Annotated in this window: 26 protein-coding genes; 14 read left to right on the top strand and 12 right to left on the bottom strand. The window is 54.2% G+C overall.

The window, feature by feature from the left end:
• Positions 1–67 precede the first annotated feature (67 nt).
• Complete coding sequence (gene cirA / locus AX755_RS19795; protein WP_062857294.1) at positions 68–2,038, top strand: catecholate siderophore receptor CirA; 1,971 nt, start codon at positions 68–70, stop codon at positions 2,036–2,038.
• Between the two features lie 54 nt (positions 2,039–2,092).
• Here the strand turns inward: cirA and fghA are convergent, their stop codons facing one another.
• Positions 2,093–2,929 carry an S-formylglutathione hydrolase gene (fghA, locus tag AX755_RS19790; RefSeq protein WP_062857293.1) on the bottom strand — a complete coding sequence of 279 codons (837 nt, stop codon included), beginning with the start codon at positions 2,927–2,929 and terminating at the stop codon, positions 2,093–2,095.
• 138 nt (positions 2,930–3,067) lie between these two features.
• Between fghA and AX755_RS19785 the strand changes: the two genes are divergently transcribed.
• The 7 genes from AX755_RS19785 (at position 3,068) to mglC (ending at position 11,262) form a co-directional block, all read left to right on the top strand.
• Positions 3,068–4,216 carry a YbfB/YjiJ family MFS transporter gene (locus AX755_RS19785; RefSeq protein WP_013097958.1) on the top strand — a complete coding sequence of 383 codons (1,149 nt, stop codon included), beginning with the start codon at positions 3,068–3,070 and terminating at the stop codon, positions 4,214–4,216.
• 102 nt (positions 4,217–4,318) lie between these two features.
• On the top strand, positions 4,319–4,987 hold the full coding sequence (gene folE, locus AX755_RS19780; protein WP_013097957.1) for a GTP cyclohydrolase I FolE: 669 nt from the start codon (positions 4,319–4,321) through the stop codon (positions 4,985–4,987).
• 18 nt (positions 4,988–5,005) lie between these two features.
• The gene (yeiB, locus tag AX755_RS19775; RefSeq protein ID WP_029883075.1) at positions 5,006–6,163 is read left to right on the top strand and encodes a DUF418 domain-containing protein YeiB; all 1,158 of its coding nucleotides are present in this window, start codon (positions 5,006–5,008) and stop codon (positions 6,161–6,163) included.
• Positions 6,164–6,318: 155 nt separating this feature from the next.
• Positions 6,319–7,341, top strand: coding sequence for an HTH-type transcriptional regulator GalS (gene galS, locus AX755_RS19770; RefSeq protein ID WP_020690130.1), 1,023 nt, complete (start codon positions 6,319–6,321; stop codon positions 7,339–7,341).
• A gap of 295 nt (positions 7,342–7,636) precedes the next feature.
• Positions 7,637–8,635 carry a galactose/glucose ABC transporter substrate-binding protein MglB gene (gene mglB / locus AX755_RS19765; RefSeq protein ID WP_014832691.1) on the top strand — a complete coding sequence of 333 codons (999 nt, stop codon included), beginning with the start codon at positions 7,637–7,639 and terminating at the stop codon, positions 8,633–8,635.
• Between the two features lie 80 nt (positions 8,636–8,715).
• Complete coding sequence (gene mglA, locus AX755_RS19760; protein ID WP_029883073.1) at positions 8,716–10,236, top strand: galactose/methyl galactoside ABC transporter ATP-binding protein MglA; 1,521 nt, start codon at positions 8,716–8,718, stop codon at positions 10,234–10,236.
• Between the two features lie 15 nt (positions 10,237–10,251).
• Positions 10,252–11,262, top strand: coding sequence for a galactose/methyl galactoside ABC transporter permease MglC (gene mglC, locus AX755_RS19755; protein ID WP_013097952.1), 1,011 nt, complete (start codon positions 10,252–10,254; stop codon positions 11,260–11,262).
• Between the two features lie 51 nt (positions 11,263–11,313).
• Here the strand turns inward: mglC and AX755_RS19750 are convergent, their stop codons facing one another.
• The 7 genes from AX755_RS19750 to AX755_RS19720 form a co-directional block, all read right to left on the bottom strand.
• On the bottom strand, positions 11,314–11,751 hold the full coding sequence (locus tag AX755_RS19750) for a helix-turn-helix transcriptional regulator (RefSeq protein WP_062857292.1): 438 nt from the start codon (positions 11,749–11,751) through the stop codon (positions 11,314–11,316).
• Entirely contained in the window at positions 11,748–13,097 is a 1,350-nt protein-coding gene (locus tag AX755_RS19745) for a type II toxin-antitoxin system HipA family toxin (protein WP_062857291.1), read from the bottom strand. Before AX755_RS19745 ends, AX755_RS19750 begins: the two co-directional genes overlap by 4 nt.
• A gap of 134 nt (positions 13,098–13,231) precedes the next feature.
• Positions 13,232–13,945 (bottom strand): outer membrane permeability protein SanA, encoded by a 714-nt coding sequence (sanA, locus tag AX755_RS19740; RefSeq protein ID WP_023619764.1) that lies wholly within the window; start codon positions 13,943–13,945, stop codon positions 13,232–13,234.
• A gap of 127 nt (positions 13,946–14,072) precedes the next feature.
• Entirely contained in the window at positions 14,073–14,957 is an 885-nt protein-coding gene (gene cdd, locus AX755_RS19735) for a cytidine deaminase (protein WP_029883070.1), read from the bottom strand.
• Between the two features lie 129 nt (positions 14,958–15,086).
• On the bottom strand, positions 15,087–15,782 hold the full coding sequence (locus tag AX755_RS19730; protein ID WP_013097948.1) for a CidB/LrgB family autolysis modulator: 696 nt from the start codon (positions 15,780–15,782) through the stop codon (positions 15,087–15,089).
• Complete coding sequence (locus AX755_RS19725; protein WP_023619766.1) at positions 15,779–16,177, bottom strand: CidA/LrgA family protein; 399 nt, start codon at positions 16,175–16,177, stop codon at positions 15,779–15,781. The genes AX755_RS19730 and AX755_RS19725 overlap by 4 nt, the downstream gene beginning before the upstream one ends.
• Positions 16,178–16,368: 191 nt before the next feature.
• Positions 16,369–17,085, bottom strand: a complete 717-nt coding sequence (locus AX755_RS19720; RefSeq protein ID WP_062857290.1) for a type 1 glutamine amidotransferase — start codon at positions 17,083–17,085, stop codon at positions 16,369–16,371.
• Positions 17,086–17,144: 59 nt separating this feature from the next.
• Here AX755_RS19720 and AX755_RS19715 point away from each other — a divergent pair, with 59 nt between their 5' ends.
• Together AX755_RS19715 and dusC are read left to right on the top strand one after the other, a co-directional pair.
• Complete coding sequence (locus AX755_RS19715) at positions 17,145–17,942, top strand: AraC family transcriptional regulator (RefSeq protein ID WP_062857289.1); 798 nt, start codon at positions 17,145–17,147, stop codon at positions 17,940–17,942.
• Between the two features lie 41 nt (positions 17,943–17,983).
• Entirely contained in the window at positions 17,984–18,916 is a 933-nt protein-coding gene (dusC, locus tag AX755_RS19710) for a tRNA dihydrouridine(16) synthase DusC (RefSeq protein WP_013097946.1), read from the top strand.
• A gap of 90 nt (positions 18,917–19,006) precedes the next feature.
• On the opposite strand, the gene yohP is transcribed toward dusC, so the two are convergent.
• The gene (gene yohP / locus AX755_RS26135; protein ID WP_015572324.1) at positions 19,007–19,090 is read right to left on the bottom strand and encodes a small membrane protein YohP; all 84 of its coding nucleotides are present in this window, start codon (positions 19,088–19,090) and stop codon (positions 19,007–19,009) included.
• A 204-nt stretch (positions 19,091–19,294) separates the two neighbouring features.
• Here yohP and mdtQ point away from each other — a divergent pair, with 204 nt between their 5' ends.
• Together mdtQ and AX755_RS19700 are read left to right on the top strand one after the other, a co-directional pair.
• On the top strand, positions 19,295–20,713 hold the full coding sequence (mdtQ, locus tag AX755_RS19705) for a multidrug resistance outer membrane protein MdtQ (RefSeq protein ID WP_062857288.1): 1,419 nt from the start codon (positions 19,295–19,297) through the stop codon (positions 20,711–20,713).
• A gap of 50 nt (positions 20,714–20,763) precedes the next feature.
• On the top strand, positions 20,764–21,528 hold the full coding sequence (locus AX755_RS19700) for an SDR family oxidoreductase (protein WP_072207501.1): 765 nt from the start codon (positions 20,764–20,766) through the stop codon (positions 21,526–21,528).
• Positions 21,529–21,610: 82 nt separating this feature from the next.
• Here the strand turns inward: AX755_RS19700 and AX755_RS19695 are convergent, their stop codons facing one another.
• Complete coding sequence (locus AX755_RS19695) at positions 21,611–22,183, bottom strand: DedA family protein (protein ID WP_040022448.1); 573 nt, start codon at positions 22,181–22,183, stop codon at positions 21,611–21,613.
• 157 nt (positions 22,184–22,340) lie between these two features.
• On the opposite strand from AX755_RS19695, the gene AX755_RS19690 reads away from it, so the two are divergent.
• Complete coding sequence (locus tag AX755_RS19690; protein WP_013097942.1) at positions 22,341–22,928, top strand: Yip1 family protein; 588 nt, start codon at positions 22,341–22,343, stop codon at positions 22,926–22,928.
• Positions 22,929–23,095: 167 nt separating this feature from the next.
• On the top strand, positions 23,096–24,019 hold the full coding sequence (gene pbpG / locus AX755_RS19685) for a D-alanyl-D-alanine endopeptidase (protein ID WP_013097940.1): 924 nt from the start codon (positions 23,096–23,098) through the stop codon (positions 24,017–24,019).
• A gap of 95 nt (positions 24,020–24,114) precedes the next feature.
• Here pbpG and AX755_RS19680 read toward each other — a convergent pair whose 3' ends face one another.
• Positions 24,115–24,669 (bottom strand): GNAT family N-acetyltransferase, encoded by a 555-nt coding sequence (locus tag AX755_RS19680; RefSeq protein WP_020690140.1) that lies wholly within the window; start codon positions 24,667–24,669, stop codon positions 24,115–24,117.
• A gap of 111 nt (positions 24,670–24,780) precedes the next feature.
• Positions 24,781–26,529 carry a D-lactate dehydrogenase gene (gene dld / locus AX755_RS19675; protein WP_040022463.1) on the bottom strand — a complete coding sequence of 583 codons (1,749 nt, stop codon included), beginning with the start codon at positions 26,527–26,529 and terminating at the stop codon, positions 24,781–24,783.
• Positions 26,530–26,566: the final 37 nt, after the last annotated feature.

Raw genomic sequence — 26,566 nt, 5'->3', positions numbered from 1 at the left:
GCGGAGCAAAAGGCATTGTGGGCAATAATCTTTTGATTTAGTTGTATTTACCTCATGGAGATATGGAATGTTTAGGTTGAATCCCTTCGTCAGGGGAGGACTCTGTGCGTCCGCAATGTCCCTGGCACTGCCTGTCATCGCTGCGGAATCCAGCGACACACTGGTTGTCACGGCGTCAGCGACTGAGCAAAACCTGAAGGACGCACCGGCGAGCATCACCGTCATCACCCAGGAAGACCTGCAGCGTAAACCCGTTCAGAACCTGAAAGATGTGTTGCAGGACGTACCGGGCGTGCAGCTCACTAATGAAGGGGACAACCGTAAAGGGGTAAGTATTCGCGGTCTGGACAGCAGCTATACGCTGATCCTGATCGACGGTAAGCGTGTTAACTCCCGCAACGCCGTCTTCCGCCATAACGATTTCGATCTGAACTGGGTTCCGGTCGATGCGATCGAGCGGATCGAAGTGGTGCGCGGGCCAATGTCCTCGCTCTACGGTTCAGATGCACTGGGCGGCGTGGTGAACATCATCACCAAAAAAATCGGTCAGAAGTGGACGGGCACCCTGAGTGCCGACTCCACCATTCAGGAACACCGCGATCGCGGGGACACCAACAACGGCCAGTTCTACACCAGCGGCCCGCTGGTGGACGGCGTGCTGGGGCTGAAGGCCTACGGCAGCGTGTCTAAGCGTGAAAAAGACAAACAGCAAGAATCGTCTACCACAACGAGCGGTGAAACGCCGCGCATTGAGGGCTTCACCAGCCGCGATGCCAATGTGGAATTCGCCTGGACGCCGACGGAAGATCATGACTTTACCGCAGGCTATGGTTTCGACCGCCAGGATCGTGATTCCGATTCCCTCGATAAAAATCGCCTTGAGCGCCAGAACTACTCCGTGAGCCACAACGGCCGCTGGGGGACAGGCAACAGCGAACTGAAAGTTTACGGCGAGAAGGTGGACAACAAAAACCCGGGTAACAGCCATACCATCACTTCCGAGAGCAACGCCGTTGATGGTAAATACGTGCTGCCGCTGGGTGAAATCAATCAGCTGCTGACCTTCGGCGGCGAATGGCGTCACGACAAACTGAAAGATCCGGTAAACCTGACCGGGGGCTCCGGCAGCGCGACCTCTACCAGCCAGTATGCTCTCTTCCTTGAAGATGAATGGCGGATATTTGAACCGCTGGCGCTGACTACCGGCATCCGTATGGACGACCACGACACCTACGGCGATCACTGGAGTCCGCGAGCGTATCTGGTCTATAACGCGACCGATACCGTCACGGTGAAAGGGGGCTGGGCAACCGCGTTTAAAGCGCCATCCCTGCTGCAACTGAGTCCGGACTGGATCACCGGATCGTGTCGCGGTGCCTGCGAGATTGTCGGTAACCCGAACCTGAAACCGGAAACCAGCGAAAGCTTTGAACTCGGGCTGTACTACAGCGGGGAAGAGGGATGGTTAGAGGGCGTGCAGGCCAGCATTACCACCTTCCAGAACAATGTTGATGACCGTATCAGCATCAGCCGTACGGCGAACGTTAACCAGGCTAAGAGCTACCCGAACTACGTGGGGCTGAATGCTGACGGTGAACCGATCTTCCGCTATTACAACGTCAACAAGGCGCGTATTCGTGGCGTGGAAACCGAGCTGAAGATCCCTGTGGCTGAGGACTGGAAGCTGACGCTGAACTATACCTACAACGACGGGCGTGATATCAGCAACGGCGGCAACAAACCGCTGTCCGAACTGCCGTTCCATACCGCCAACGGTACCGTGGACTGGAAGGCTACGCAGGACTGGTCGTTCTACGTCCAGGGCCACTACACCGGCGAGAAACGTGCGTTAACCAGCGCAGACGCAACGCCAGGCGGCTATGTCATCTGGAATACCGGCGCGGCATGGCAGGCAACGAAAAGCGTGAAGCTGCGCGCGGGCGTGCAGAACCTGCTGGATAAAGATCTGAGCCGCGACGATTACAGCTACACGGAAGATGGCCGCCGCTACTTTGTGGGTGTGGATTATAAGTTCTGATGTGGTTTTCATGCCCGGTGTCGGCTGCGCCTTACCGGGCAAAAAAGACCGCACTTACCCGAACAAATGCTCCGCATGGAAGCGGAGGTGATCCTCAATAAAGGATGCAATGAAATAGTAGCTGTGGTCATATCCGGGCTGAATACGCAGCGTCAGCGGCCAGTCTTTCTGGCGTGCGGCTTCAGCCAGCACGGCGGGCTGTAGTTGCCCGGCCAGGAACTGATCCGCATCACCTTGATCGACAAGCGTCGGGATCGCATTTCCAGGCTGGCTCGCCAGCATCAGGGCGCAGCTGTCCCATTCCTGCCAGCGTTGTACGTCATCGCCCAGATAGTTCGTGAAGGCTTTCTGCCCCCAGGGTACCTGGCTCGGGTTCACTATCGGCGCAAACGCGGAAACGCTGGTGTATCTGCCAGGATTTTTTAGCGCCATGATCAACGCGCCGTGCCCACCCATAGAATGCCCGCTGATGGCACACCGGTTGCTTACTGCAAACTCACGCTGGATCAGGGCTGGCAGCTCGTCGGCAATGTAGTCGTACATGCGGTAATGGCTCGCCCACGGCTGCTCTGTGGCGTTCAGATAGAACCCGGCCCCTTTGCCCAGATCATATCCGGCATCGTCTGCCACCTCATCGCCACGCGGGCTGGTGTCTGGCATCACCAGGGCGATACCCAGCTCGGCCGCCACACGCTGCGCACCCGCTTTGGTGGTGAAATTCTCATCGTTACAGGTTAATCCCGAGAGCCAGAACAGAACCGGGGGCTTAACACCCTCTTCAGTGGGCGGCAGGAAAATGCTGAACGTCATGGCACAGTTCAGGACAGTGGAGTCGTGGCGCCAGCGCTGCTGTCGACCTTCAAAACAACGATGCTCTTCGAGCAGTTCCATGCAGGGCTCCTTAATGCGAATTGCTATTCATTCAACCCATAATACAGAGTTTTCATTTACCTGTGAGCAACTTTCACTTTCGCAAGACAGCGAGATCCTGCATCATAAATTTACTTTTTATTAACAACTGGAGCGGTCATGGCGCTGCGAATTGCGCTCAGTGGATTTGTGGTTCTGGTGGTAGCGATGGGAATCGGGCGCTTCGCGTTTACCCCTCAGGTGCCGCTGATGATTGCCGCCGGGCAACTCACGCTCACCAGCGCAGGTCTGGTGGCGGCGATGAACTATCTGGGCTATCTGGTGGGCGCATGGGATGCGATGCGCGCCCATCGCTTCGTTGAAACCCGCCTCTGGCTGGGTATTACTGGCGCTGTGGCGCTGACGCTGCTTTCCGCCGCAGCGGATAACGCGCTGGTACATGGTCTGCTGCGCTTTGTGATTGGCTGCATGAGCGGCTGGTCGATGGTGCTCATTGCCGCCTGGACCAACGAGCGGCTGGGGCAACTGGGTAAACCGGGTTTGAGCGCGGCCGTGTTTGCCGGGCCGGGCGCAGGTATCGCCCTGAGCGGACTGCTTGCGGTCTATATTCACGCAAAAGCGTTGTCGGCCGGGGCCGCATGGCAGATTTACGGCGTGCTGGCACTGGTGCTTATCGCACTGGTTGCCCGCTATTTACCGCGTGCCGGGCAACTGCATCGGCCGGGCAGCGCGCCTGAACCCCTTATTCTGACGAAAGATCTGAAGTGCCTGGTCTGGAGCTACAGCCTGGCCGGATTTGGCTACATCCTGCCTGCAACATTTTTATCGCAAATGGCGGCCGTGCGTTTTCCCGGCAGCCTGTTTGCACAGTTTGTCTGGCCGATATTTGGCGCTGCCGCTGTTGTGGGCATCGTGCTCAGTATCGTTTTGCGTCACACCTCTACCTCGAACCGCAGGCTGGCTATCGTGCTGTGGTTACAGGGGGCGGGTGTGCTGGCGGCATGGCTACTGCCTGGAATTGGCGGCTTGCTGACGGGCGGCCTGCTGGTCGGCGGCGGATTCCTGTGTGCCGTTCAGCTCTCTTTACTCTACGGGCGCGAGCTGGCACCCGAACATACCCGCTATATGGCGGGGCTGCTGACTACCGGTTATGCCATTGGACAGCTGGTGGGGCCGATGACCTCGGCGTTATCCACCTGGCTTACCCACAAGCTTGAGCCTGCGCTGGGGCTGGCGGGCATTGCGCTGTTCATTGCGGGCGCGCTGGTGTGGAACCGTCAGGCCGAAAGGCAGCAGCAATTGCAATAATTATCGTCGTGAATACTGGATTATGTGCGCGGCCTCACGCACAATGAGCGCACACTTTTGCCACAACGAGGGCAAAAGACGCCACACCTGCAGGAGAAAAGAATGTCATCACTCAGTAAAGAAGCGGCCCTTGTCCACGAAGCCCTGGTTGCGCGCGGTCTTGAAACGCCACTGCGTCCACCCGTTCAGGAAGTGGATAATGAAACCCGTAAACGTCTGATTGCCGGGCACATGACCGAGATCATGCAACTGCTGAATCTCGATCTGAGCGACGACAGTCTGATGGAAACGCCGCATCGCATCGCAAAAATGTATGTCGACGAAATTTTCTCCGGCCTGGACTACGCCAACTTTCCGAAAATCACCGTCATTGAAAACAAAATGAAGGTGGATGAGATGGTGACGGTGCGCGATATCACGCTGACCAGCACCTGCGAGCACCACTTCGTGACCATCGACGGTAAAGCGACCGTGGCTTACATTCCAAAAGATACGGTGATTGGTCTGTCCAAAATCAACCGTATCGTGCAGTTCTTTGCCCAACGCCCACAGGTGCAGGAGCGTCTGACGCAGCAGATCCTGACCGCGCTGCAAACGCTGCTGGGCACCAATAACGTCGCGGTCTCCATTGACGCGGTTCACTACTGCGTGAAGGCGCGCGGTGTACGTGATGCCACCAGTGCGACCACCACCACGTCGCTGGGCGGTCTGTTTAAATCCAGCCAGAACACCCGCCAGGAGTTCCTGCGCGCCGTGCGTCACCACAACTAATCAGACAGGGCAGGGACCATGGAGCGAAACGTCACGCTCGATTTTGTTCGCGGCGTCGCCATTCTCGGTATCCTGCTGCTTAATATCAGCGCCTTCGGTCTGCCGAAGGCCGCTTATCTCAACCCCGCCTGGTATGGCGAGATCACCCGTCGCGATGCCTGGACGTGGGCAATCCTCGATCTCTTTGCTCAGGTGAAATTCCTCACCCTCTTTGCGCTGCTGTTTGGCGCCGGTCTGCAACTCCTGCTCAAACGCGGCACCCGCTGGATCCAGTCACGTCTGACCCTGCTGGTGCTCCTTGGCTTTATTCACGGCCTGTTCTTCTGGGACGGTGATATTCTTCTCGCCTATGGATTAGTCGGGCTGATTTGCTGGCGACTCATCCGTGATGCGCATAGCGTCAAAAGCCTGTTTAACACCGGCGTGATGCTTTATGTCATGGGGCTTGGCGTGCTGCTGTTGCTGGGTATGATCGCCGGCGACGCAACAAGCCGCTCGTGGATACCGGACGCCGCCAACCTGCAGTATGAGCAGTTCTGGAAGCTAAAAGGCGGCGCGGAAGCGATAAGCAATCGCGCGGATATGCTGGGCGATAACCTGCTGGCACTGGGGGCGCAATATGGCTGGCAGCTGGCGGGGATGATGCTGATGGGCGCATCCCTGATGCGCACCGGCTGGCTGAAAGGGGAATTTAGCCTGCGCCACTATCGTCGCACAGGCGTCTTGCTGGTGCTGCTGGGCGTGGCGATCAATCTTCCGGCGGTGATTGCGCAGTGGCATCTACACTGGGATTACCGCTGGTGCGCTTTCCTGCTGCAGGTTCCGCGCGAGCTCGGTGCCCCGTTCCAGACCATCGGCTACGCCGCGCTCATCTATGGCTACTGGCCGCAGCTCTCCCGCCTCTGGATTGTCAGTGCCGTTGCCTGTGTTGGCCGCATGGCGTTAAGCAATTACATTTTGCAGACCCTCATCTGTACCACGCTGTTCTATCGATTTGGCCTGTTTATGAAATTCGACCGCCTTACGCTGGTGGCGTTTGTTCTTCCGGTCTGGACGATAAACCTGGCGTTTTCGGTTATCTGGCTGCGGTATTTCCGCCAGGGGCCGCTGGAGTGGGGGTGGCGTCAGTTAACCGCAAAAGCGTCAGGTGTTTCATTGAATAATACATCCAGATAACGATCTGGATCACAATCATTAACAAAATGGATGTAACCGTTTTCATCTGTGTGAGCTTCTTCACGTAGTCCCCTTTCTCTCGCTGCCAAAATAGCCACCTTGCTAAACACAGGGGGTGTCTGTGAGTTGCTGCAATCCTTTTAAGGATGGTGAATATGATCACCATTCGTGACGTCGCCCGTCAGGCGGGCGTTTCTGTGGCCACCGTCTCTCGCGTGCTGAACAACAGCGCGCTGGTCAGCCCTGAAACCCGTGAAACCGTAATGAAAGCCGTGACCCAACTGGGTTACCGCCCCAATGCTAACGCGCAGGCGCTGGCTACGCAGGTCAGTGACACCATTGGCGTGGTGGTGATGGACGTGTCGGATGCGTTTTTTGGCGCGCTGGTGAAAGCGGTGGATGTTGTCGCCCAGCAGCACCAAAAGTATGTGCTGATCGGCAACAGCTATCATGAAGCAGAAAAAGAGCGCTATGCCATCGAAGTGCTGATCCGCCAGCGTTGTAACGCGCTGATTGTGCATTCAAAAGCCCTGAGTGATGAGGAACTTGCCGGATTTATGGAGCAAATCCCCGGCATGGTGCTCATCAACCGGATTGTGCCCGGCTATGCCCACCGTTGCGTGGGGCTGGATAACGTGAGCGGCGCCATGATGGCCACGCGCATGCTGATTAATAACGGGCACCAGCGAATCGGTTATCTGGCCTCCAGCCACGCGATTGAGGACGACGAACTGCGTCGCGAAGGCTGGCAAAACGCCCTGAAAGAGCATGGCATTGCGCCTGCTGAAAGCTGGGTAGGCACCGGTACCCCGGACATGCAGGGAGGGGAGGCGGCGATGGTCGAGCTGCTGGGCCGTAACCTGCAGCTCTCCGCGGTGTTTGCCTACAACGACAGCATGGCTGCCGGAGCACTGACGGCGTTAAAAGATAACGGCATTGCGGTGCCACAGCATTTGTCGTTGATCGGTTTTGACGATATTCCCATTGCCCGTTACACCGACCCGCAGCTGACAACGGTACGCTATCCCATTGTCTCGATGGCCAAACTGGCGACTGAGCTGGCGTTACAGGGCGCGGCAGGGCTGCTTGATACGGGAGCAACACACTGTTTCATGCCGACATTAGTGCGCCGCCATTCGGTCTCTGCCCGGCAAATTGTGGTTCCGATCACTAACTGATAAAGCCAGCTGATGTAACCGTTTTCAATCTGTGAGTAAATTCACAGTATCTTAACAAGGCGCTGACTATGATGTCAGCGTTTTAGGGGCTGAAACGCTATGTAACAGTGATTATTCACTTTCACTATAGCCAACGTGCCGCAAACAACGAATAAAACGCATTTCTGGAGCGTTACCGAACACGGAAGATAGAAATTTTATAAGTGAACTTCGGCTGTCAGTAACGTTTTATTAACACCTGCCCGCCGATCGTTATTCACAAGAACTACCCTGCATAAAAAAAACCGGAGATACCATGAATAAGAAGGTGTTGACTCTGTCTGCTGTAATGGCAAGCATGCTTTTTGGTGCAGCAGCGCACGCTGCGGATACCCGTATTGGTGTGACTATCTATAAATACGACGACAACTTCATGTCTGTTGTGCGTAAAGCGATCGAGAAAGATGCTAAAGCAGCGCCAGATGTTCAGCTGCTGATGAATGACTCCCAGAACGACCAGTCCAAACAGAACGATCAGATTGACGTCCTGCTGGCAAAAGGCGTGAAGGCACTGGCAATCAACCTGGTTGACCCGGCTGCTGCAGGCACAGTTATCGAGAAAGCGCGCGGCCAGAACGTGCCAATCGTCTTCTTCAACAAAGAACCTTCCCGTAAAGCGCTGGACAGCTATGACAAAGCGTATTACGTCGGTACTGACTCCAAAGAGTCCGGTATTATCCAGGGCGATCTGATCGCGAAACACTGGGCGGCCAACCCGAACTGGGATCTGAACAAAGACGGCCAGATCCAGTTTGTGCTGCTGAAAGGTGAGCCAGGCCACCCGGATGCTGAAGCGCGTACCACTTACGTTGTCAAAGAGCTGAACGACAAAGGCCTGAAAACCCAGCAGCTGGCTTTAGATACCGCGATGTGGGATACCGCTCAGGCGAAAGATAAAATGGACGCGTGGCTGTCTGGTCCTAACGCGAACAAAATTGAAGTGGTTATCGCTAACAACGACGCGATGGCAATGGGTGCGGTAGAAGCCCTGAAAGCACACAACAAATCCTCTATCCCTGTGTTCGGCGTGGATGCGCTGCCAGAAGCGCTGGCACTGGTGAAATCAGGTGCGATGGCCGGTACCGTGCTGAACGATGCCAACAACCAGGCGAAAGCCACCTTCGATCTGGCGAAAAACCTGGCCGACGGTAAAGGTGCGGCTGATGGCACCAACTGGAAAATCGACAATAAAATCGTTCGCGTACCTTACGTGGGCGTAGACCAGTCCAACCTGGCTGAGTTTATCGGTAAATAAGATAGTTAGTTATGTCTCCACAGGGCGCAACATGTTGCGCCCTTTTATAACGCGATATGCGAGGCCAACAAGGTATAATTATGGTCAGCACAACTACTCCGTCGTCCGGTGAATTCTTGTTGGAAATGAACGGCATCAACAAGTCGTTTCCCGGTGTTAAGGCACTCGATAATGTTAATTTAAAAGTTCGGCCTCATTCAATTCATGCCTTAATGGGTGAGAACGGTGCCGGTAAATCAACATTATTAAAATGTCTTTTTGGGATCTATCAAAAAGATTCTGGCAGCATTCTTTTTCAGGGGAAAGAGATCGATTTCCATTCAGCGAAAGAAGCACTGGAAAACGGTATCTCTATGGTTCACCAGGAATTGAACCTGGTACTGCAACGCTCGGTAATGGATAATATGTGGTTGGGACGTTATCCAACCAAAGGTGTTTTTGTCGATCAGGACAAAATGTACCGTGACACCAAAGCCATTTTCGATGAGCTGGATATTGATATCGATCCGCGCGCCCGCGTGGGAACATTATCCGTCTCGCAAATGCAGATGATCGAAATTGCTAAAGCGTTCTCCTATGATGCCAAAATTGTCATCATGGATGAACCGACATCGTCATTAACGGAAAAAGAGGTTAACCACCTTTTTACCATTATTCGTAAGCTAAAAGATCGCGGCTGCGGCATTGTTTATATCTCCCATAAAATGGAAGAGATCTTCCAGCTGTGTGATGAGATAACCATCCTGCGCGACGGTCAGTGGATTGCCACTCAGCCTCTCGAAGGGCTGGACATGGACAAGATCATCGCCATGATGGTGGGCCGTTCCCTGAACCAGCGTTTCCCGGACAAAGAGAACAAGCCGGGTGAGGTGATCCTTGAGGTGCGTAATCTGACCTCGCTGCGTCAGCCCTCTATTCGCGACGTCTCCTTCGACCTGCACAAGGGCGAAATTCTGGGCATTGCAGGCCTGGTCGGGGCAAAACGTACCGATATCGTCGAAACCCTGTTTGGTATTCGCGAGAAAGCCGAAGGCACCATCACGCTGCACGGTAAGAAAATTAACAACCACAACGCCAACGAAGCCATTAATAATGGTTTTGCACTGGTGACGGAAGAGCGGCGTTCGACCGGTATTTATGCCTATCTGGATATTAACTTTAATTCGTTAATTTCTAATATCCGCAACTATAAAAACAAAGTGGGTCTGCTGGATAACTCCCGCATGAAGAGTGATACCCAGTGGGTTATTGACTCTATGCGCGTAAAAACGCCGGGGCATCGTACGCAAATTGGTTCGTTGTCGGGCGGCAACCAGCAAAAAGTCATTATCGGTCGTTGGTTATTAACGCAGCCAGAAATTCTGATGCTGGATGAACCAACCCGCGGTATTGACGTCGGCGCGAAGTTTGAAATTTATCAGCTGATCGCTGAACTGGCGAAAAAGGATAAAGGGATCATTATTATCTCTTCCGAAATGCCGGAATTGTTAGGGATCACAGACCGTATTCTGGTTATGAGCAATGGTCTCGTTGCCGGTATTGTTGACACGAAAACGACAACGCAAAACGAAATTTTGCGTTTAGCGTCTTTGCACCTTTAAGATCAGGGGCTCCTCATGAGTGCGTTAAATAAAAAAAGTTTTCTCACTTATCTGAAAGAAGGCGGTATTTACGTTGTTCTTTTAGTATTGCTGGCCATTATCATTTTCCAGGACCCCACGTTCTTAAGTCTGCTGAACCTGAGTAACATTCTGACTCAGTCTTCCGTGCGTATTATTATCGCGCTGGGCGTGGCGGGGCTCATCGTCACCCAGGGGACTGACCTTTCCGCAGGGCGCCAGGTCGGCCTGGCGGCGGTGATCGCGGCAACCCTGTTGCAGTCGATGGAAAACGCCAACAAGGTGTTCCCGGAAATGGCGACCATGCCCATTTTCGTGGTGATCCTGATTGTCTGCGCCATCGGTGCGGTGATTGGTCTGATTAACGGTATCATCATCGCTTACCTGAACGTGACGCCATTTATCACCACCCTGGGTACGATGATCATCGTTTACGGTATCAACTCCCTGTACTACGACTTCGTCGGTGCATCCCCTATCTCGGGCTTCGACAGCGGCTTCTCGACCTTCACGCAAGGGTTTATTGCGCTGGGCAGCTTCCGCCTGTCGTACATCACTTTCTACGCGTTGATTGCGGTGGCGTTCGTCTGGATCCTGTGGAACAAAACCCGCTTTGGTAAGAACATCTTCGCCATCGGGGGCAACCCGGAAGCAGCGAAAGTGTCCGGCGTTAACGTGGCCCTGAACCTGCTGATGATTTATGCCCTGTCCGGTGTGTTCTATGCCTTCGGCGGGATGCTGGAAGCGGGCCGTATCGGCTCTGCCACCAACAACCTCGGCTTTATGTACGAACTGGATGCGATTGCCGCCTGCGTGGTCGGCGGGGTCTCCTTCAGCGGCGGTGTGGGTACCGTGCTTGGCGTGGTCACCGGTGTGATCATCTTTACGGTCATCAACTATGGTCTGACCTACATCGGCGTGAACCCGTACTGGCAGTACATCATCAAGGGCGCCATTATCATCTTCGCGGTTGCGCTGGACTCACTGAAATACGCGCGTAAGAAATAATTATCAGGCGAATAAATAAAACCCGCTGCCCGTGAACGGCATGCGGGTTTTTTACGTGAAAAGTGAAGCTATAAGCGATTTGGAAATGGGCACCAGTCCGGTTTGAAGCCCAAAGGGTTTAAAGATTTTATTTATAATGTCAGCGGAATAATTACCTCTGCCATTTTCTACATCCGACAATGTTTTCCGGGATACGCTGACCAGCTTTGCATATTCATCCTGCTTCATCCCCAACACTTCGACCCTGAGTCTTTTCAGCGCCTCACCCTGTGTGATTTTACCCAGTAAAATGTCCCGTATGGCTGCATGCAGTACAGCCTGGCGATCAAGAGTACTAATCCGTGTTAAGCCTGGTGAAACGCGTTGCCTCTTTACTACCGATGACTTGTCCGGATCTTCATCCTCATCATGACGTCGTTTTTCATTTACGCTGCGTATCCGGGCTAACGTTTGTAGAAGCTCTGATTCAAACTTATTAGATGTTTTCATAATAAACCCCAACGAGAAAGTTTATTCGGAATATAGCGAAAACCAATCGCGGGCATTTCCATTATCTGGTCGGGAACGCCTCGCGCCTCCAGCCTTTCCGGGAGATCGATGAGCTGGACGGCTGTCTCATGCAGAGCGTCAAGTAAAGTTGTGGGAGGGATCCACTCCGCCAGCGCTTGCGCGATAGCGTTGAAATTATAATCCCCCCCTGATTCACAAGATAATGACCACTTCAGGGTTCGCGGTATCCCCTCTGGATCGGCTTTCATTGGAGCAAAGTCATAAACAGGGGAGAGCATAATGTGATTTTCAGCTTTCACAAAGGCGGTATTTCGCCCATGGTTGTCACTATTCCCAAAAATAATATTTAACAGATCGCGACGTACCCATTCTGTTACAAAACCAGGGATATCAAATTGATAGCCCTGCTGCTGAACCATATGGCTGGAGGTAATTTTATTAATTAACGCGCGCAGCGTTGCCTCATGATCCAGGAGAGTACCGGGTGCTTTTTGTAATAGTGAATACACCGATTCCATACCCAGCCTGATCAGTTGATCCTGCTCATTTCTCACTATGTCGAAACGTGGCAACCACAGCGAAGGATAGTGGCTACCTTCTTCAAGGCGCATTGTGTCCACTGGGATCGTGGAAAAGCCCATCGCGTTAAGCTCATGGTAATAATGAAATTCAGCCCGGAGAATATTACAATCAACTTCTGTTCTGTTTCCGCGTGGATATTTAACCAAATAATAGCGGTCCCGGTTATCCGGTTCGTTTTGCCAGGTATCGATCCATATGGCATCCGTTTCACTACAGCGCAGCAACAGTTTCGGCGCTTCACCCCCAGCGCCGGTTGCACCACCCGCCGCCGCGCCTCTTTCCTGGGCATAATCCAGAAAATCTGCCGCACGATCGATGACGTCCGAAACCGTAAACGTTTTAGTGCGTGCGAATTCATTCCATTCAGGAACGGATTCTTTTATACGCAAATTCCCGACAGGGGACATTGTGCCAAATTTCAACAATAAAAAATTCTGCTGACCAACAGGCAACTCACTGATATCGAGTGCATTTATCCAATAACGGCGACTGGCTCCGGCAGGAATGATATCGTCGATAAATCGCAGCCAGCCCGGTTGACCCTGGTCATCAAAAAAGAGTGATACAGGGTGGTTGACTGAGACCGCGTGAAAATCATCATAGTCAAGAAAATTAATCGCATACTCAGTAAGATAGTCTAACTGTGTGGTGTTCCAGTCATTGTTTTCGCTTCCCGGATATTTGATGAGGGCGATATCCGTCCATGTTTCATTCAGATATGCTTGTACGGTTAACGTCTCCATCTCACCTCCATAAAACAGCAATGAGTAAAATATTACTCATTGTTAATGAAAATGGCAACTAGCGCCACTTATATCACTCATTAGGTATCTGATGACAGAGTAGTGCGTGTTATATCACGCATTATAGAATTTGATTACTTTTTCTTCTGCATGTCCAGCAACTGCTCCGGCGTCACCGCCGGATAACCCTGCGCATCTTCCGGCACTTCATGCATCGCCGGAATTGGCACCAGTGGGCCTAAAAAGCGCGGTTCACGTTTGAAGATATAGAGATCGGCCAGCGCACCAAAGCGAGCGCCAAACTCACGCACGCGCACGCTCAGCATATCTTTTGGCGAGGGCACCGCATAACACTGCGCCTGAATGCCCATGTGCAGCGCGATAAACAGCGCACGTTCGCAGTGGAAGCGCTGGGTGATGATGATGAAGTCGTTGGTGTCGAACACTTTGCGCGTGCGCACGATGGAGTCGAGCGTGCGGAACCCGGCGTAGTCGAGCACGATATCTGCCGGATCAACGCCTGCGGCAATCAGGTCTTTGCGCATGGTGACCGGTTCGTTGTAGCTTTGCAGCGCATTATCGCCGCTTAACAGCAGGTAATTGACCTTGCCGCTGTTGTAGGCGTTGAGCGCGCCCTGAATACGGTAGCGGTAATACTGATTAATGACACCGGTGCGGTAATACTTTGCGGTGCCGAGCACCACACCCACCTGGCGATAGGGCAGGTCCTGCAGGTCATCAAAAATGTAGGGGGCCGTTTTCCAGCTCATCCAGCGGTCGAGACCCAGCACGATCAACAGCAGTATGCCGACCAGGACAGACAGGCTGTAAAAAACGCGCTTTAACATGCAGATGGCTCGTACTGAAGGTGAATTTAACTCAGGCTACTGTACCCGCCTGGTTAGCGCAAGAAACAGCGCATCAACTGAAGGCTTTTTCAGCAAAACGGGCGGGCATGTCTGCCCGCCAGAAGGATCACGCCAGCAATACACGCTCGATTGACGTGCAGCCCAGCGCTTTCAGGGTGGCGGCGGTGGCATCCCATTGAATCAGCGGTGCATCGGCAATTTCTGCCAGAATGGCGCGCTGAATATCCGGGTAGTCATAGCCGTTCAGGCTCAGCAGGTTCAGTGCGCCCTGCAGCGGTGGCAGCGTTGGGTTAAACGCGGCGTTTTCGGCATAGCTGCCACTAAAAATACGCCCATCGCGGCATTGCAGTGCCACGCCGCTCGGGGATTTGCTGTACGGCGTATGGCTCTTGTTGGCAGCGCGAATGGCCGCCTGGGTCAGGTCATCACCGGTCAGCGCGAAACCGTGATCCTGCTCGTCCATCAGCAGGGTTTTGATTTCAAGATCTTTCGGACCAAAGGCGTCAGGCAGGTAGTCGCCCAGCGTATGCGGCGCGCGACCCGGCAGATTGATGCGCAGCTGCAGCCCGCTGTTCAGTTCATTCATAAACTGACGGCAGTGCCCGCACGGGGTGTAGTTCACGGTAATGGCGCTCAGGGCCTTTTCGCCGCGCAGCCAGGCGTGGCTGATGGCGCTCTGTTCCGCATGAACAGTCTGCTGCATGGTTGCGCCCAGGAACTCCATGTTTCCGCCGAAGTACCAGGTTCCGCTGACGCCGCGCGCAATGGCGCCAACGTTAAAGTGGGAAAGATCGGCACGTGCACAGGCGGCAGCCAGCGGCAGCAATGCGAAAGCCAGCGCGTCTTCGTCAAGATCCGTGGCCTGTTTCAGCGTGGTGATCTGCTCAGCGGTGAGCAGGGCGGGGAAATGCTCATCCGCCAGAATCGGGGCCAGAGCTGATTGCAAATTCTCTGCAAGCCGGGCGAAAGCCGCTTGAAAACGTGGATGCATGGCGTTTGCCTCATAAAGGTTAATGGATCGGTAGTGTACGGAGCCGCTGGGGCTTTATATGTGATCCATATCTCATTATGTATGCAACTTATGAAAACAAAATGAAATTTGCGCGACGCATCGCAAATTTTAGCCCATCACCGCCAGAATCACGGGGAAAATGAACGGCGCCATCAGCGAGGTCATGATTCCGCAGATCACCAGTGCCAGCGAGCTGAACGCCCCCTCCTGATAATCCAGCTCCGCACAGCGGGCGGTGCCCAGCGCGTGCGACGCGGTGCCCATCGCCAGACCGCGTGCGGCTTTGGTATGAATGCGCATGACATTGAGCAGGGTATGGCCAAACACGGCGCCCAGTATGCCGACAAAGATCACGCACATGGCGCTGATGGCAGGAATGCCGCCGAGGCTGCCGCCCACGGCCATGGCGATAGGCGTGGTCACCGATTTCGGCAGAATAGAGGCGGCAATTTGCGCAGAGGCCCCCATCAGCAGTGCGACTGAAGTACCGGTGATCATCGCCACCAGGCTCCCCACAAAACAGATGGTAATAATGGATTTCCAGCGGGCGCGGATCTGGTGCAGCTGTTCATATAAAGGAAACGCGAGTGCGACCACGGCGGGTTGCAGCAGGTCGTTTAAAATTTTGCTCCCGGCAAAGTAGCGTTCGTAAGGAATACCGGTAAGCAGCAGAAACGGGATAATCACCACCATCGCCACCAGCAACGGGTTAAGCAGCGGCATCTTGAACCGGGCGGCAAGTTTGCGTGCCGCGAAGAACACCGCCAGGGTTAATGGCAGCGACCACCAGATATTGGCCATCATTGTTTTGTTCCTTTCTGTCCAACCACTTTACGTTCGCCATGTACCAGATGCGAACTCCAGCTCACCACAAGGAAAACCACCAGCGTACTGACCGCGCAGGAGACGACAATCGGGCCGAACTGGGCTTTAAGCAGATCGAAGTACTGCATGACCCCGACGCCAATCGGCACGAACAGCAGCGCCATATAGCGAATAAGAACGAAGCAGCCGGGGTTGACCCACTTAGCGGGCAGAATTTGCAACGCCAGCAGAACAAAGAGGATCAGCATGCCGATAATGCTGCCGGGAATGGTGATAGGAAGCAGGGAAGCGATGAAAATCCCGGCGTACAGGCAGGCGTAAATCAGGACGAATGCGCGCAGATATTGCCAGATAATGTTCAATGATTTTCTCATGGTTACAATCCTTGCTGAAACGAATTCATCATACAATTAAACCCGAAAGTGTGCCATGGATCACATCATGAATTTTGTGCATACCAGACATTCCAGAACAGAACGTCTGGTATCACCGCAATGGAACAGGCTACATTTTAGAGGAAAGGGATAGTGCTGGCGAAGTAACGAGCCAGAGAAATGCTCCGGAGTCAGGTATCACGCCGGGCGGTAAGTTTATCGAGAAAAGAAAACAGCACCTGGTTCATTTCGCGATAATCATGCGAGCGGAGTTTTTCCGCCGTTTCGACAAAACGCAACTCACCTGCACATTGGAGATCGTTCTGCGAATGCTCAATCAGTGACTCAACAACCTCTGGCGTAAGTTCCATATGACACTGAAAACCGTAAACCCGTTCGCCGTATTGTACGATCTGGCGGGGACAGCCCTCGCTGTAAGCGAGAACCTTAGCCTGTGGCGTCAACCCTGGCATGTCGTTATGCCAGTGACCGACCTTCAACTCGTTGCCAAAACCCACAAACAGCGGGTGCGCCTTGCCTGCATCTGTGAGCCTGATGGGAAATTTGCCGATCTCTTTTTCCGGACTATGGCAAAACGCTGCGCCCAGCGCTTCGCCGATAAGCTGCGAGCCCAGACAAACGCCAATTACCGTTATACCCGCCTTTATGGCGCGGCCAATGAGTGCTATTTCCGCCTGCGCATCAAACCATGGGCATTCCTTAAGCGTGGTGGCAGGTGACTGTGGACCTCCCATGATTATAAGCAAGTCTGTGCTCTGCAGATCCTCGGGTAAAGGATCGCCCTGATGAACTCTGCTGTAGCTCAGACTACAGCCGCGACTTTTTCCCCAGATTTCATAAGCGCCTGGCGCTTCGAAATGTTCATGAATAATAAAATGGATGTGCATTGCGTCTCTCTCTGGTTACGTGTACAAGCAGCATCATAAGAGGAAGTGAGGAATGTGAAATGCCAACCGTTATCGATAAAACGCCAATTCACGACGATGCTATCGGATGGTCAAGAGGGGCAATTCGTTATGCGCGTGGCGAAGTGGATCCGCCTCACCAGCATTCGCAGGGGCAACTTTTGTTTGCCATCAAAGGGGTCATGCTGGTCGAAACCGGCAGCAAACGCTGGGTAATACCGCCACAGCGCGCGCTATGGATCCCTCCATTTCAGGAACACACTTATAGCGTGTTATCCACAACGGAGCTCCGTGCGGTCTGGTTTAGCCCCGAGCTAATATCGCAATGCGAGCCTTTTAAGCGTAAAGAAGAGGTTCACGTCATTATGGCGACAGCGTTGTTCAAAGAGCTGATCGCCGGGCTGTTCAGTGCGGAATATCGGCCGACAAGCCAGCGCAGCATGGCCGTTTTGCTGCTCGACATCCTCAGTGAGACACAGCAGATTTCGGCCGAATTGCCGATGCCCGTGGATGAGCGGTTACATCGCGTTGCCTGTGACATCATTGCCAACAATCTCTGGGATCTTTCGCTGGAAAGGCTGGCGGAGCGGGCCGCGATGTCTGAACGCACATTTTCACGCGCGTTTATTAAAGACACTGGCTTTAGCTTCCGTGCCTGGCGACAGCGCGCAAGGATTTGTGCCTCGCTGGACCTGCTCGCAAACGGATACCCGGTTAAGCAGGTGGCATGGATGCTGGGGTTTTCCGGCCCGGCGGCATTTGCGGCGGCGTTTCGTACTATTGTCGGGGCAACGCCGGCTGACTTTCTCCCTGAACAGAAGCGCTTCCCAGCGATATAGAGAGCGGATACTATAGCGCGTCTTTTTTCACAGGTACTGCTATGCGTGTTTTACTGGCCCCAATGGAAGGCGTGCTCGACTCCCTCGTGCGCGAACTTCTGACCGAGGTGAACGATTACGATCTCTGCGTGACGGAGTTTTTGCGCGTGGTCGATATGTTGTTGCCGGTAAAATCGTTTTACAGACTCTGCCCGGAGCTGCACCGCCAGAGCCGGACTACCTCCGGCACGCTGGTGCGTATTCAACTACTGGGCCAGTATCCTGAATGGCTGGCCGAGAACGCCGCCCGCGCCGTCGAGCTCGGCTCTTACGGGGTCGATCTCAACTGTGGCTGCCCGTCGAAGCTGGTGAACGGCAGCGGCGGCGGGGCGACGCTGCTGAAAGATCCTGAGCTGATTTACCGTGGCGCGAAAGCGATGCGTGAAGCCGTGCCTGCCCATTTGCCGGTGACGGTGAAAGTGCGCCTGGGCTGGGACAGCGACGCGCGGCAGTTTGAAATTGCCGATGCGGTGCAGCAGGCCGGGGCTACTGAACTGGTGGTGCATGGCCGCACCAAAGAAGATGGCTACAAAGCCGAGCGCATTAACTGGCAGGCAATTGGTGAGATCCGCAAACGCCTCAGCATTCCGGTGATCGCCAACGGTGAAATCTGGGATTACCAGAGCGCGCAGGCCTGTCTCAAGGCCACCGGCTGCGAGGCGGTGATGATCGGCCGCGGGGCATTGAATGTGCCTAACCTCAGCCGGGTGATTAAATATAACGAGCCGCGTATGCCGTGGGCTGATGTTGTGACGCTGCTGCAAAAATATAGCCGTCTGGAAAAGCAGGGCGACACCGGGCTATATCACGTGGCGCGTATCAAACAGTGGCTCAGCTATTTACGCAAAGAGTACGATGAAGCGCTGGGGTTATTTCAGGAGATTCGGACATTACAGACTTCTGCGGATATTGCGCGGGTGATCCAGGCAAAATAATAAGCGTGTGACCGCAATTATCGCTGTGAAGCGCTGGACCAGACGCATGGGCTGGTTGACCTTTGCCCGGCGCGGTGCCGGGCAAAGGAATCAGAAAATCATCTTGAACACACCCGTTACCACCAGCAGTCCTATCAGAAATATAATTAAAATGACCCACAATAATATTTTCATTCCCTTCTCCTGCGTATGTATGTCAACAGTAAGTGTAGCAGGCAATTTATAATTAAGATGAATTTGTTAATTTGACTTATTCTCGGCATGTATAATTTTCTAATTACAAAAATGTATGACAATTTGCGCATTGCCACGCATTACTAAAAAAAAGAGAGGCATCAGGCGTACTTTGCGCCTTTATTTTTTGGCGTGAATGGCGTAATGAAACGTTTTCTTATTTTATCTCTGAGTGCTCCCTTTGCCGTTATTCTGGCCGGCTGTGCGCCGCAACATGCCACGGTAACTCCCCTTAATACCCAGTCACTCACGGCGTCGGTTAATACGGTGCTGCCTCATCAGGACTGGCCGAAAAATGCATGGTGGAAAGCGTATAACGATCCGCAGCTTGATAAGCTAATTGCCAAAGCATTAAGCGATGCGCCCGATATGCAGATTGCCCGTCAGCGTATTACCCTTGCCGAAGCCCAGGCCAAAGCAGCCCTGGCGGCCGACGGCCCGCAAATTGATTTTTCGGCCGATGCCGAACGTCAGAAAATGTCCGCTGAAGGGCTGATGGGGCCCTTTGCCATAACTGACCCGGCTGCGGGCACCACCGGCCCCTGGTATACCAACGGTACCTTTGGTCTGACTGCGGGCTGGGATCTGGATTTGTGGGGCAAAAATCGCGCCCGGTTGGAGGCCAGGATAGGCAAGGTGAATGCGCAAAAAGCGGAGCTTGAGCAGACCCGCCAACTGCTTGCCAGCAGCGTGGCGCGGCTCTACTGGGACTGGCAAACTCAGGCCGCCGTGGAGGAGGTCCTCACGCAAATCAAATCCCAACAGGACAATATCATCGGTGCCGATCGCGAGCTGTATCAGCACGGGATCACCTCCTCTGTGGCAGGTGTCGAAACCGACATCAGTGCCAGCAAAACCGAAGAGCAGATCGCAGAGGTTCACGGCAAAATGAAAGCCATCGAGGCGCGTCTGAACGCGTTGACTAATACCCCCGCCCTGGCGCTCACACGGCATGCCTTACCGACGGTTGAAGCGTCGTTACCGTCGACGCTGGGGTATGAACTGCTGGCCCGACGGCCGGATCTGCAGGCGGCGCACTGGTATATCGAAGCGTCAATGAGCGAGGTCGATGCTGCCAGAGCGGCGTTTTATCCTGATGTGAATCTGATGGCGTTTTTACAACAGGATGCCCTGCACCTGAGCGATCTGTTCCGTTCTTCAGCTCAGCAAATGGGTGTGACCGCCGGGCTGACTCTGCCCATTTTTGACAGCGGCAGGCTGAACGCGCAGCTGGATATTGCCCAGGCGCAGAACAATCTGTCGGTGGCGAATTACAACAAGGCGGTGGTGGATGCCGTGAACCAGGTGGCGCGCACGGCCAGCGAAGTGGAAATGCTGACGGCGAAAAATCAGCATCAGCAGCAGGTAGAAAAAGATGCAGCGCGCGTGGTGGCGCTGGCGCAGGCACGTTTTAGCGCCGGAATTATTGCCGGCTCGCGCGTCAGTGAAGCCAGAATTCCAGCGCTGAAGGAACATCTCGCCGGATTGATGCTGCAGGGCGAGTATATCGACGCCACGCTACAGCTCACCTCCGCGCTGGGTGGTGGTTATCATCATGGCTAATCAGGGTCATTATCTATACTTACCTCTTTGCCGTTCTTCAGGAGGTGAGTATGACCAAAGTAGCGATTGTTACCGCATCGGATTCCGGGATTGGTAAAACCACGGCCCTGATGCTGGCTGAACGTGGGTTTGATATTGGCGTCACCTGGCACTCTGATGAACAAGGGGCCCGGGATACCTGCCGCGAAGTGGAGGCGCAGGGACGGCGGGCTGAAGCTATCCACCTTGATCTAAGCACCCTCCCACAGGGCGCGCAGGCGATAGAAACGTTAATTGCCCGTTTTGGTCGCCTGGACGTGCTGGTTAACAATGCGGGTGCGATGACCAAAGCGCCCTTCCTGGATATGCCGTTTGACGAGTGGCGAAACATTTTCACCGTCGACGTGGACGGTGCGTTTCTCTGTTCACAGATTGCCGCACGTAAAATGGTGGAGCAGGGGGAAGGAGGGCGAATCGTCAATATCACCTCGGTGCACGAACATACGCCGCTGCCGGAAGCCAGCGCCTATACCGCCGCAAAACATGCGCTGGGAGGATTAACCAAATCGATGGCGCTGGAACTGGTGCAGCACAACATTCTGGTGAATGCCGTTGCGCCGGGGGCGATTGCCACACCGATGAATGATATGGACGAGAGTGAAGTGAAGGAAGGGTCGATGCCAGCGATCCCGCTCGCAAGACCGGGATATACCAAAGAGATCGCCAGTCTGGTGGCGTGGTTATGCGACAGCGACGCCAGCTACACCACAGGGCAGTCGTTTATCGTCGATGGCGGGTTTATGCTGGCGAATCCGCAGTTTAAGCCGGCGGAGTAGGTTCCCCTCACCCCGTGGGAGAGGGTGTGTTAAGTTCCCTCTCCCAGTGGGAGAGGGTTAGGGTGAGGGCAACAGACCGCACTCACTCCTCATCCTGCTTCTTCTCTCTGTGCCGCATCCATAGCCTGACCCCAATCACCGCCATAACCACCAGAATCAGCCACGCCCAGTGCTTCAGATGCTGGTCAAGGTTATGTAGCCACGGGCCAATCACTTCTCCACCCACGTAACCGAGCGTGGTAAAGATCAGCGCCCAGGCGCACGCGCCAATCACGTTCAGCGGCAGGAAAATTTTCGGCGGCAGGCGGCTGGCGCCAATCAATATCGGCCCGATAATCCGAAAGCCGTACATAAAGCGGGTGCCAATCACAAACAGGTAAGGGTGGCGCTGGATCAGCCGCTGCGCGCGGTTAATTTTCTTCTTGTGCTTAGCGAAACGCTTAAGCAGCGTCGGCCCAAAACGCAGCCCCAGAAAGTAGAGCAGCTGATCGCCAATCATCCCGCCCAGCGCAACCGCGGCGACAACCAGCGGGAATTTAAGTAATCCCTGATGCGCGGCGACGCCGCCTAACAGGGTGATGGTTTCACCTTCTGCCACGCTTCCGACAACCAGCGCAGCGTATCCGTATTGTTCAATAACTCCGTTGATATCCATTACGTAAATATCATCTCCTTCAGCGTGCCTCGGTTAATCATATACCCCTTGTGACAACCGCGGGGCAATCAACGGAAATTTCCCACTGTACATAAAATAATCTAAACCCTGCATTATACTTAAGGTATCGATGACGGGCCGACAACAAGGGGGCGCTATGAACCATGTCTGGGGACTTTTTTCCCATCCCGATCGTGAAATGCATGTCATCAAAAGTGAGAACGAAACGGTCTCGCATCATTACACGCACCACGTGCTGCTGATGGCGGCGGTGCCGGTGATATGCGCGTTTATTGGTACAACACAAATCGGCTGGAACTTTGGTGATGGCACCGTAGTACAGCTTTCCTGGTTTACCGGGCTTTATCTTGCCATTCTCTTTTATGGCCTGATGCTCGCAGGGGTGGCGGTTATGGGACGCGTCATTCACTGGATGGCACGTAACTATCCGCAGCGTCCTTCCCTGGCACACTGTATGGTCTTTGCCGGATACGTCGCAACCCCGCTGTTCTTAAGCGGTATTGTTGCGCTCTATCCCCTGGTCTGGCTGTGCGCGCTGATCGGGACCATTGCGCTCTTTTACACCGGCTATCTGCTGTATCTGGGCGTACCTACCTTCCTGAATATCAATAAAGAAGAAGGCCTGAGCTTTTCCAGCTCTACGCTCGCCATCGGCGTGCTGGTACTGGAGGCGTTACTGGCGCTGACGGTGATTCTTTGGGGTTATGGTTACCGTCTCTTCTGAGTTAATTGCATTGCTGGCGTAAATGCCAGCAATGCAGCATCTGTTCACGATTATCCGCTGGCGACAATGCACGGTGACCGCTATGATGCCGAAGCCAGCCTGTGTTTCTCCGTCGACGCAGGCGGTGTACGTCATAACGTGCGTGAATAATTATCAGAAGTCTCACCATGCTGAAATTCCGAGTTTCTTTACTTAGCCTGGCACTGTTGCTGGGGGCGTCCGCTGGCGTGCCAGCTCTCGCCAAAACGCCCGCGGTGACCACCGCTGCTGCTCAACCGCAAATCGCTTCCGGCAGCGCGATGATTGTTGATCTCAACACCAATAAGGTGATCTACGCCAGCCATCCGGATCTGGTGCGCCCGATCGCCTCGATAACCAAATTAATGACCGCGATGGTAGTGCTGGATGCACATCTGCCGCTGGATGAAAAACTGAAAGTGGATATCAGCCACACGCCGGAGATGAAAGGGGTTTACTCCCGCGTGCGCCTGAACAGTGAAATCAGCCGTAAAAACATGCTGTTGCTGGCGCTGATGTCGTCAGAAAACCGCGCCGCGGCGAGCCTCGCCCACCATTATCCGGGCGGCTACGACGCCTTCATTCGAGCGATGAATGCCAAAGCCAAAGCGCTGGGAATGAATAACACCCGTTTTGTTGAGCCGACAGGTCTGTCGATTCACAACGTCTCTACGGCGCGCGATCTGACCAAACTGCTGATTGCCAGCAAACAGTACCCGCTAATTGGGCAGCTCAGTACCACCCGTGAAGAGATGGCGACCTTTGCGAACCCGGCCTATACGCTGCCGTTTCGCAATACGAACCACCTGGTGTACCGCGAGAACTGGAATATTCAGTTAACGAAAACCGGCTTTACTAACGCGGCGGGTCACTGTCTGGTGATGCGTACCGTGTTCAACGGTAAACCGGTGGCGCTGGTGGTGATGGATGCCTTCGGCAAATATACTCACTTCGCCGATGCCAGCCGACTGCGCACCTGGATTGAAACCGGGAAAGTGCAGCCTGTTCCGGCCGCAGCATTGACGTATAAAAAGCAGAAAGCCGAGCAGATGGCGACGGCGCAGAACGATTAGGTAAAAGCAAAACGGTAACTGTGTTACCGTTTTTTATGTTTTCTCCCTCTCCCGGTGGAAGAGGGCGGGGGTGAGGGCACCAGACCGCACTGGGCCTATTCCGGCAGGGTCCAGTCTCCGTCGTTGAGCGGGCGCTGCATAATCACCGTATCCCGCCAGTCGCCTTTTTTGTAGCCCACGCTGCGCAGCTGACCGACCACTTCAAAACCGTGCTTTTTATGCAGCCGCAATGACCCGGCGTTATTATGGCCATCCCCCACAACGGCAATCATCTGACGCCAGGGACCTTGTTCGCAGCGTTCAATCAGCGCGTCCATTAGTGCACTGCCAAAACCGCGTCCGGTGGTGCTGGCATCCACGTAGATTGACTCTTCCAGCGTGAAGCGATACGCGTGTCGTGGACGGTATGGCGTGGCATAGCAATAGCCCACCACAATGCCGCGATACAGCGCCACCAGCCAGGGCAAACCGTTATCGGTCACGTTTTTCAACCGCTTACGCATTTCATCAACGGTGGGGGGGATTTCCTCAAACGACGCACGTCCGTGAAGTACATGCCATGCATAAATAGCCGAAATGGCATGCACATCGTCGGGAAGGGCATCGCGCACTTCCACTTCGGTTACGGATAAAATATCAACAGCCGACATGATGTGCCTGCTCCTCGTCAAAGAATGCCGGAGAAACGTTTCTCCGGCGAGTGCAGGTACTCTAGTACGATTGAGCTGTGCTTAACAATCTCTTAAATATGGCTGTATGAATTAATCAGATGCTTGCGTAATGGCCTGCTCTGCGTTACCGCTCTCTTTCCAGTATTTATTCCGCGTTGTTTTACCAATGCCGGGATTCATACTGTTTGTAGGGTCATTCTCGCGATAAAACTGCTTAAGTGTCTCAGGGGCTTTGTAAAGATGCCCAACGTTGTGTTCCGCAGGATATTGTGCGCCTCGTTCGCGCAGAAGGGCGAGCATCTCCTCTTTCAACGCGTGCGCGTCGACCCCTTTTTTAACGATGTAGTCCTGGTGGAAGACGTAGCACATAAAGTGGCCGTAGTAGAGCTTATGCACCAGCTTGCTGTCGATTTCCGGCGGCAGGTGTTCAAACCACTCGGTATCGTTGCGTCGCAGCGCAATATCCAGCGCCAGAATATCCTCTACTTCTTCTGAATGTACGGCCTGATAACGGATGGCGGCCCCCGCAGCGGCAAAACGGTGCAGGAACGCTTTGCTCCCCTCCTCAGGTGTACAGGCGAAGAAATCTCCCTCGGCGGTTTTGAAGAATTCGCTCAGCCAGTTTTGTGCTTCGGCGATCCCGTCCCCGGCCATTTTCAGCAGCAGGTGATGTTCATACTTGTCGCGCCAGGTTTTCATTCGCTCCGGCAGGTGGGCCGGGAAAACGTTACCCAGCTTCTGCATAAAGCGGTCGGTGAAGTGGGGTTTAAACAGCGGCACTTTCTCCAGCATTGCATCAGTGCGGCCCTTCATGGTGAAGAAGAACGGCATTTTGTCGGTGCCGAGCTTGTCGATCATCAGGAAAGTATCTTTGCCGTAGCGTTCGGCGATGTCGTAAATATCCCGATGCATATACTCGCCCGCCACCGGCAGATGCGTGAATTCGCCCAGAATATGACGACGGATTTCGGTCAGCACGTCAGGCTGATTGGTGCCGATGTAAAACACCTGCTGTTTTTTCTCGGCCGGGAAGGTGTCGAGCCGGACCGCGAAAACGGCCAGTTTGCCCGCGCAGCCGGAGGATTCAAACAGGCGATCCGGATCGGCGTTGTAACGCGCTGGTGTATCCGCGTTGATATCACGTACGCGGGTGATGTAATCGTGATCGTGGGCATGACGGCCATCGTGCTGTACGTCTTCATCTTTCACGCGATCGTCGTCGAGCTTACTCAGGATCTGCTCCGGCGTGACGCCCAGATCGATTCCCAGATGGTTCACCAGCGTCAGCTTGCCGTTTTCATCAATACGGGCATAGAGCGACATTTCGGTATAAGCCGGGCCGCGCTGCACCAGCGAACCGCCGGAATTATTACAAATCCCACCAATGACGGAGGCGCCGATGCAGGATGAACCAATCACCGAATGCGGTTCTCGCCCAAGCGGCTTAAGCGCTTTTTCCAGCGAGTAGAGGGTGGTGCCAGGGAAGGCCAGTACCTGCTCGCCTTTATCGAGCAGGTGAAGTTTGTCGAGGCGCAGGGTGCTGATAATCACGATGTCGCGATCGTAATCGTTGCCGTTCGGCGTCGAACCTTCGGTCAGGCCGGTATTAGCCGCCTGCATTAAAATAATCTTGTCCGCGGCGACGCAGGCGCTCAGGACGCGCCACAGCTCCAGCAGCGTGCCGGGAAAAACCACCGCCAGCGCATCGCCCTGTCCGGAACGAAAGCCCTTACGGTAGCGGGCAGTTTTGGCCGGGTCGGTGAGCAGGTGAGAGTGACCAACCAGGCGCGACAGTTCGTTAATAAAAGTCGTGTTATCGGCAGTTCGAACAGAAGACATCTTCCACTCCTTGTGGTGGGGCAAATTTCTCGCTGTA

It is taken from the genome of Enterobacter sp. SENG-6 (assembly GCF_001605945.1).
GTDB classification, from domain to species: domain Bacteria; phylum Pseudomonadota; class Gammaproteobacteria; order Enterobacterales; family Enterobacteriaceae; genus Enterobacter; species Enterobacter cloacae.
The sequence above is the reverse complement of the archived record's forward strand: the minus strand, read 5'-3'. Positions and strand labels throughout refer to the sequence as shown.

Bases quoted from the DNA above. Each gene is read 5' to 3' on its own strand.
- fghA (WP_062857293.1), bottom strand. From the start codon at position 2,929: ATGGAACTGCTCGAAGAGCATCGTTGTTTTGAAGGTCGACAGCAGCGC.
- mglB (WP_014832691.1), top strand. From the start codon at position 7,637: ATGAATAAGAAGGTGTTGACTCTGTCTGCTGTAATGGCAAGCATGCTT.
- cirA (WP_062857294.1), top strand. From the start codon at position 68: ATGTTTAGGTTGAATCCCTTCGTCAGGGGAGGACTCTGTGCGTCCGCA.
- folE (WP_013097957.1), top strand. From the start codon at position 4,319: ATGTCATCACTCAGTAAAGAAGCGGCCCTTGTCCACGAAGCCCTGGTT.
- yeiB (WP_029883075.1), top strand. From the start codon at position 5,006: ATGGAGCGAAACGTCACGCTCGATTTTGTTCGCGGCGTCGCCATTCTC.
- sanA (WP_023619764.1), bottom strand. From the start codon at position 13,945: ATGTTAAAGCGCGTTTTTTACAGCCTGTCTGTCCTGGTCGGCATACTG.
- AX755_RS19680 (WP_020690140.1), bottom strand. From the start codon at position 24,669: ATGTCGGCTGTTGATATTTTATCCGTAACCGAAGTGGAAGTGCGCGAT.
- AX755_RS19715 (WP_062857289.1), top strand. From the start codon at position 17,145: ATGCCAACCGTTATCGATAAAACGCCAATTCACGACGATGCTATCGGA.
- AX755_RS19745 (WP_062857291.1), bottom strand. From the start codon at position 13,097: ATGGAGACGTTAACCGTACAAGCATATCTGAATGAAACATGGACGGAT.
- dld (WP_040022463.1), bottom strand. From the start codon at position 26,529: ATGTCTTCTGTTCGAACTGCCGATAACACGACTTTTATTAACGAACTG.
- dusC (WP_013097946.1), top strand. From the start codon at position 17,984: ATGCGTGTTTTACTGGCCCCAATGGAAGGCGTGCTCGACTCCCTCGTG.
- yohP (WP_015572324.1), bottom strand. From the start codon at position 19,090: ATGAAAATATTATTGTGGGTCATTTTAATTATATTTCTGATAGGACTG.
- AX755_RS19725 (WP_023619766.1), bottom strand. From the start codon at position 16,177: ATGAGAAAATCATTGAACATTATCTGGCAATATCTGCGCGCATTCGTC.
- AX755_RS19785 (WP_013097958.1), top strand. From the start codon at position 3,068: ATGGCGCTGCGAATTGCGCTCAGTGGATTTGTGGTTCTGGTGGTAGCG.
- mglA (WP_029883073.1), top strand. From the start codon at position 8,716: ATGGTCAGCACAACTACTCCGTCGTCCGGTGAATTCTTGTTGGAAATG.
- pbpG (WP_013097940.1), top strand. From the start codon at position 23,096: ATGCTGAAATTCCGAGTTTCTTTACTTAGCCTGGCACTGTTGCTGGGG.
- AX755_RS19720 (WP_062857290.1), bottom strand. From the start codon at position 17,085: ATGCACATCCATTTTATTATTCATGAACATTTCGAAGCGCCAGGCGCT.
- AX755_RS19730 (WP_013097948.1), bottom strand. From the start codon at position 15,782: ATGATGGCCAATATCTGGTGGTCGCTGCCATTAACCCTGGCGGTGTTC.
- AX755_RS19750 (WP_062857292.1), bottom strand. From the start codon at position 11,751: ATGAAAACATCTAATAAGTTTGAATCAGAGCTTCTACAAACGTTAGCC.
- AX755_RS19690 (WP_013097942.1), top strand. From the start codon at position 22,341: ATGAACCATGTCTGGGGACTTTTTTCCCATCCCGATCGTGAAATGCAT.
- mglC (WP_013097952.1), top strand. From the start codon at position 10,252: ATGAGTGCGTTAAATAAAAAAAGTTTTCTCACTTATCTGAAAGAAGGC.
- cdd (WP_029883070.1), bottom strand. From the start codon at position 14,957: ATGCATCCACGTTTTCAAGCGGCTTTCGCCCGGCTTGCAGAGAATTTG.
- AX755_RS19695 (WP_040022448.1), bottom strand. From the start codon at position 22,183: ATGGATATCAACGGAGTTATTGAACAATACGGATACGCTGCGCTGGTT.
- galS (WP_020690130.1), top strand. From the start codon at position 6,319: ATGATCACCATTCGTGACGTCGCCCGTCAGGCGGGCGTTTCTGTGGCC.
- AX755_RS19700 (WP_072207501.1), top strand. From the start codon at position 20,764: ATGACCAAAGTAGCGATTGTTACCGCATCGGATTCCGGGATTGGTAAA.
- mdtQ (WP_062857288.1), top strand. From the start codon at position 19,295: ATGAAACGTTTTCTTATTTTATCTCTGAGTGCTCCCTTTGCCGTTATT.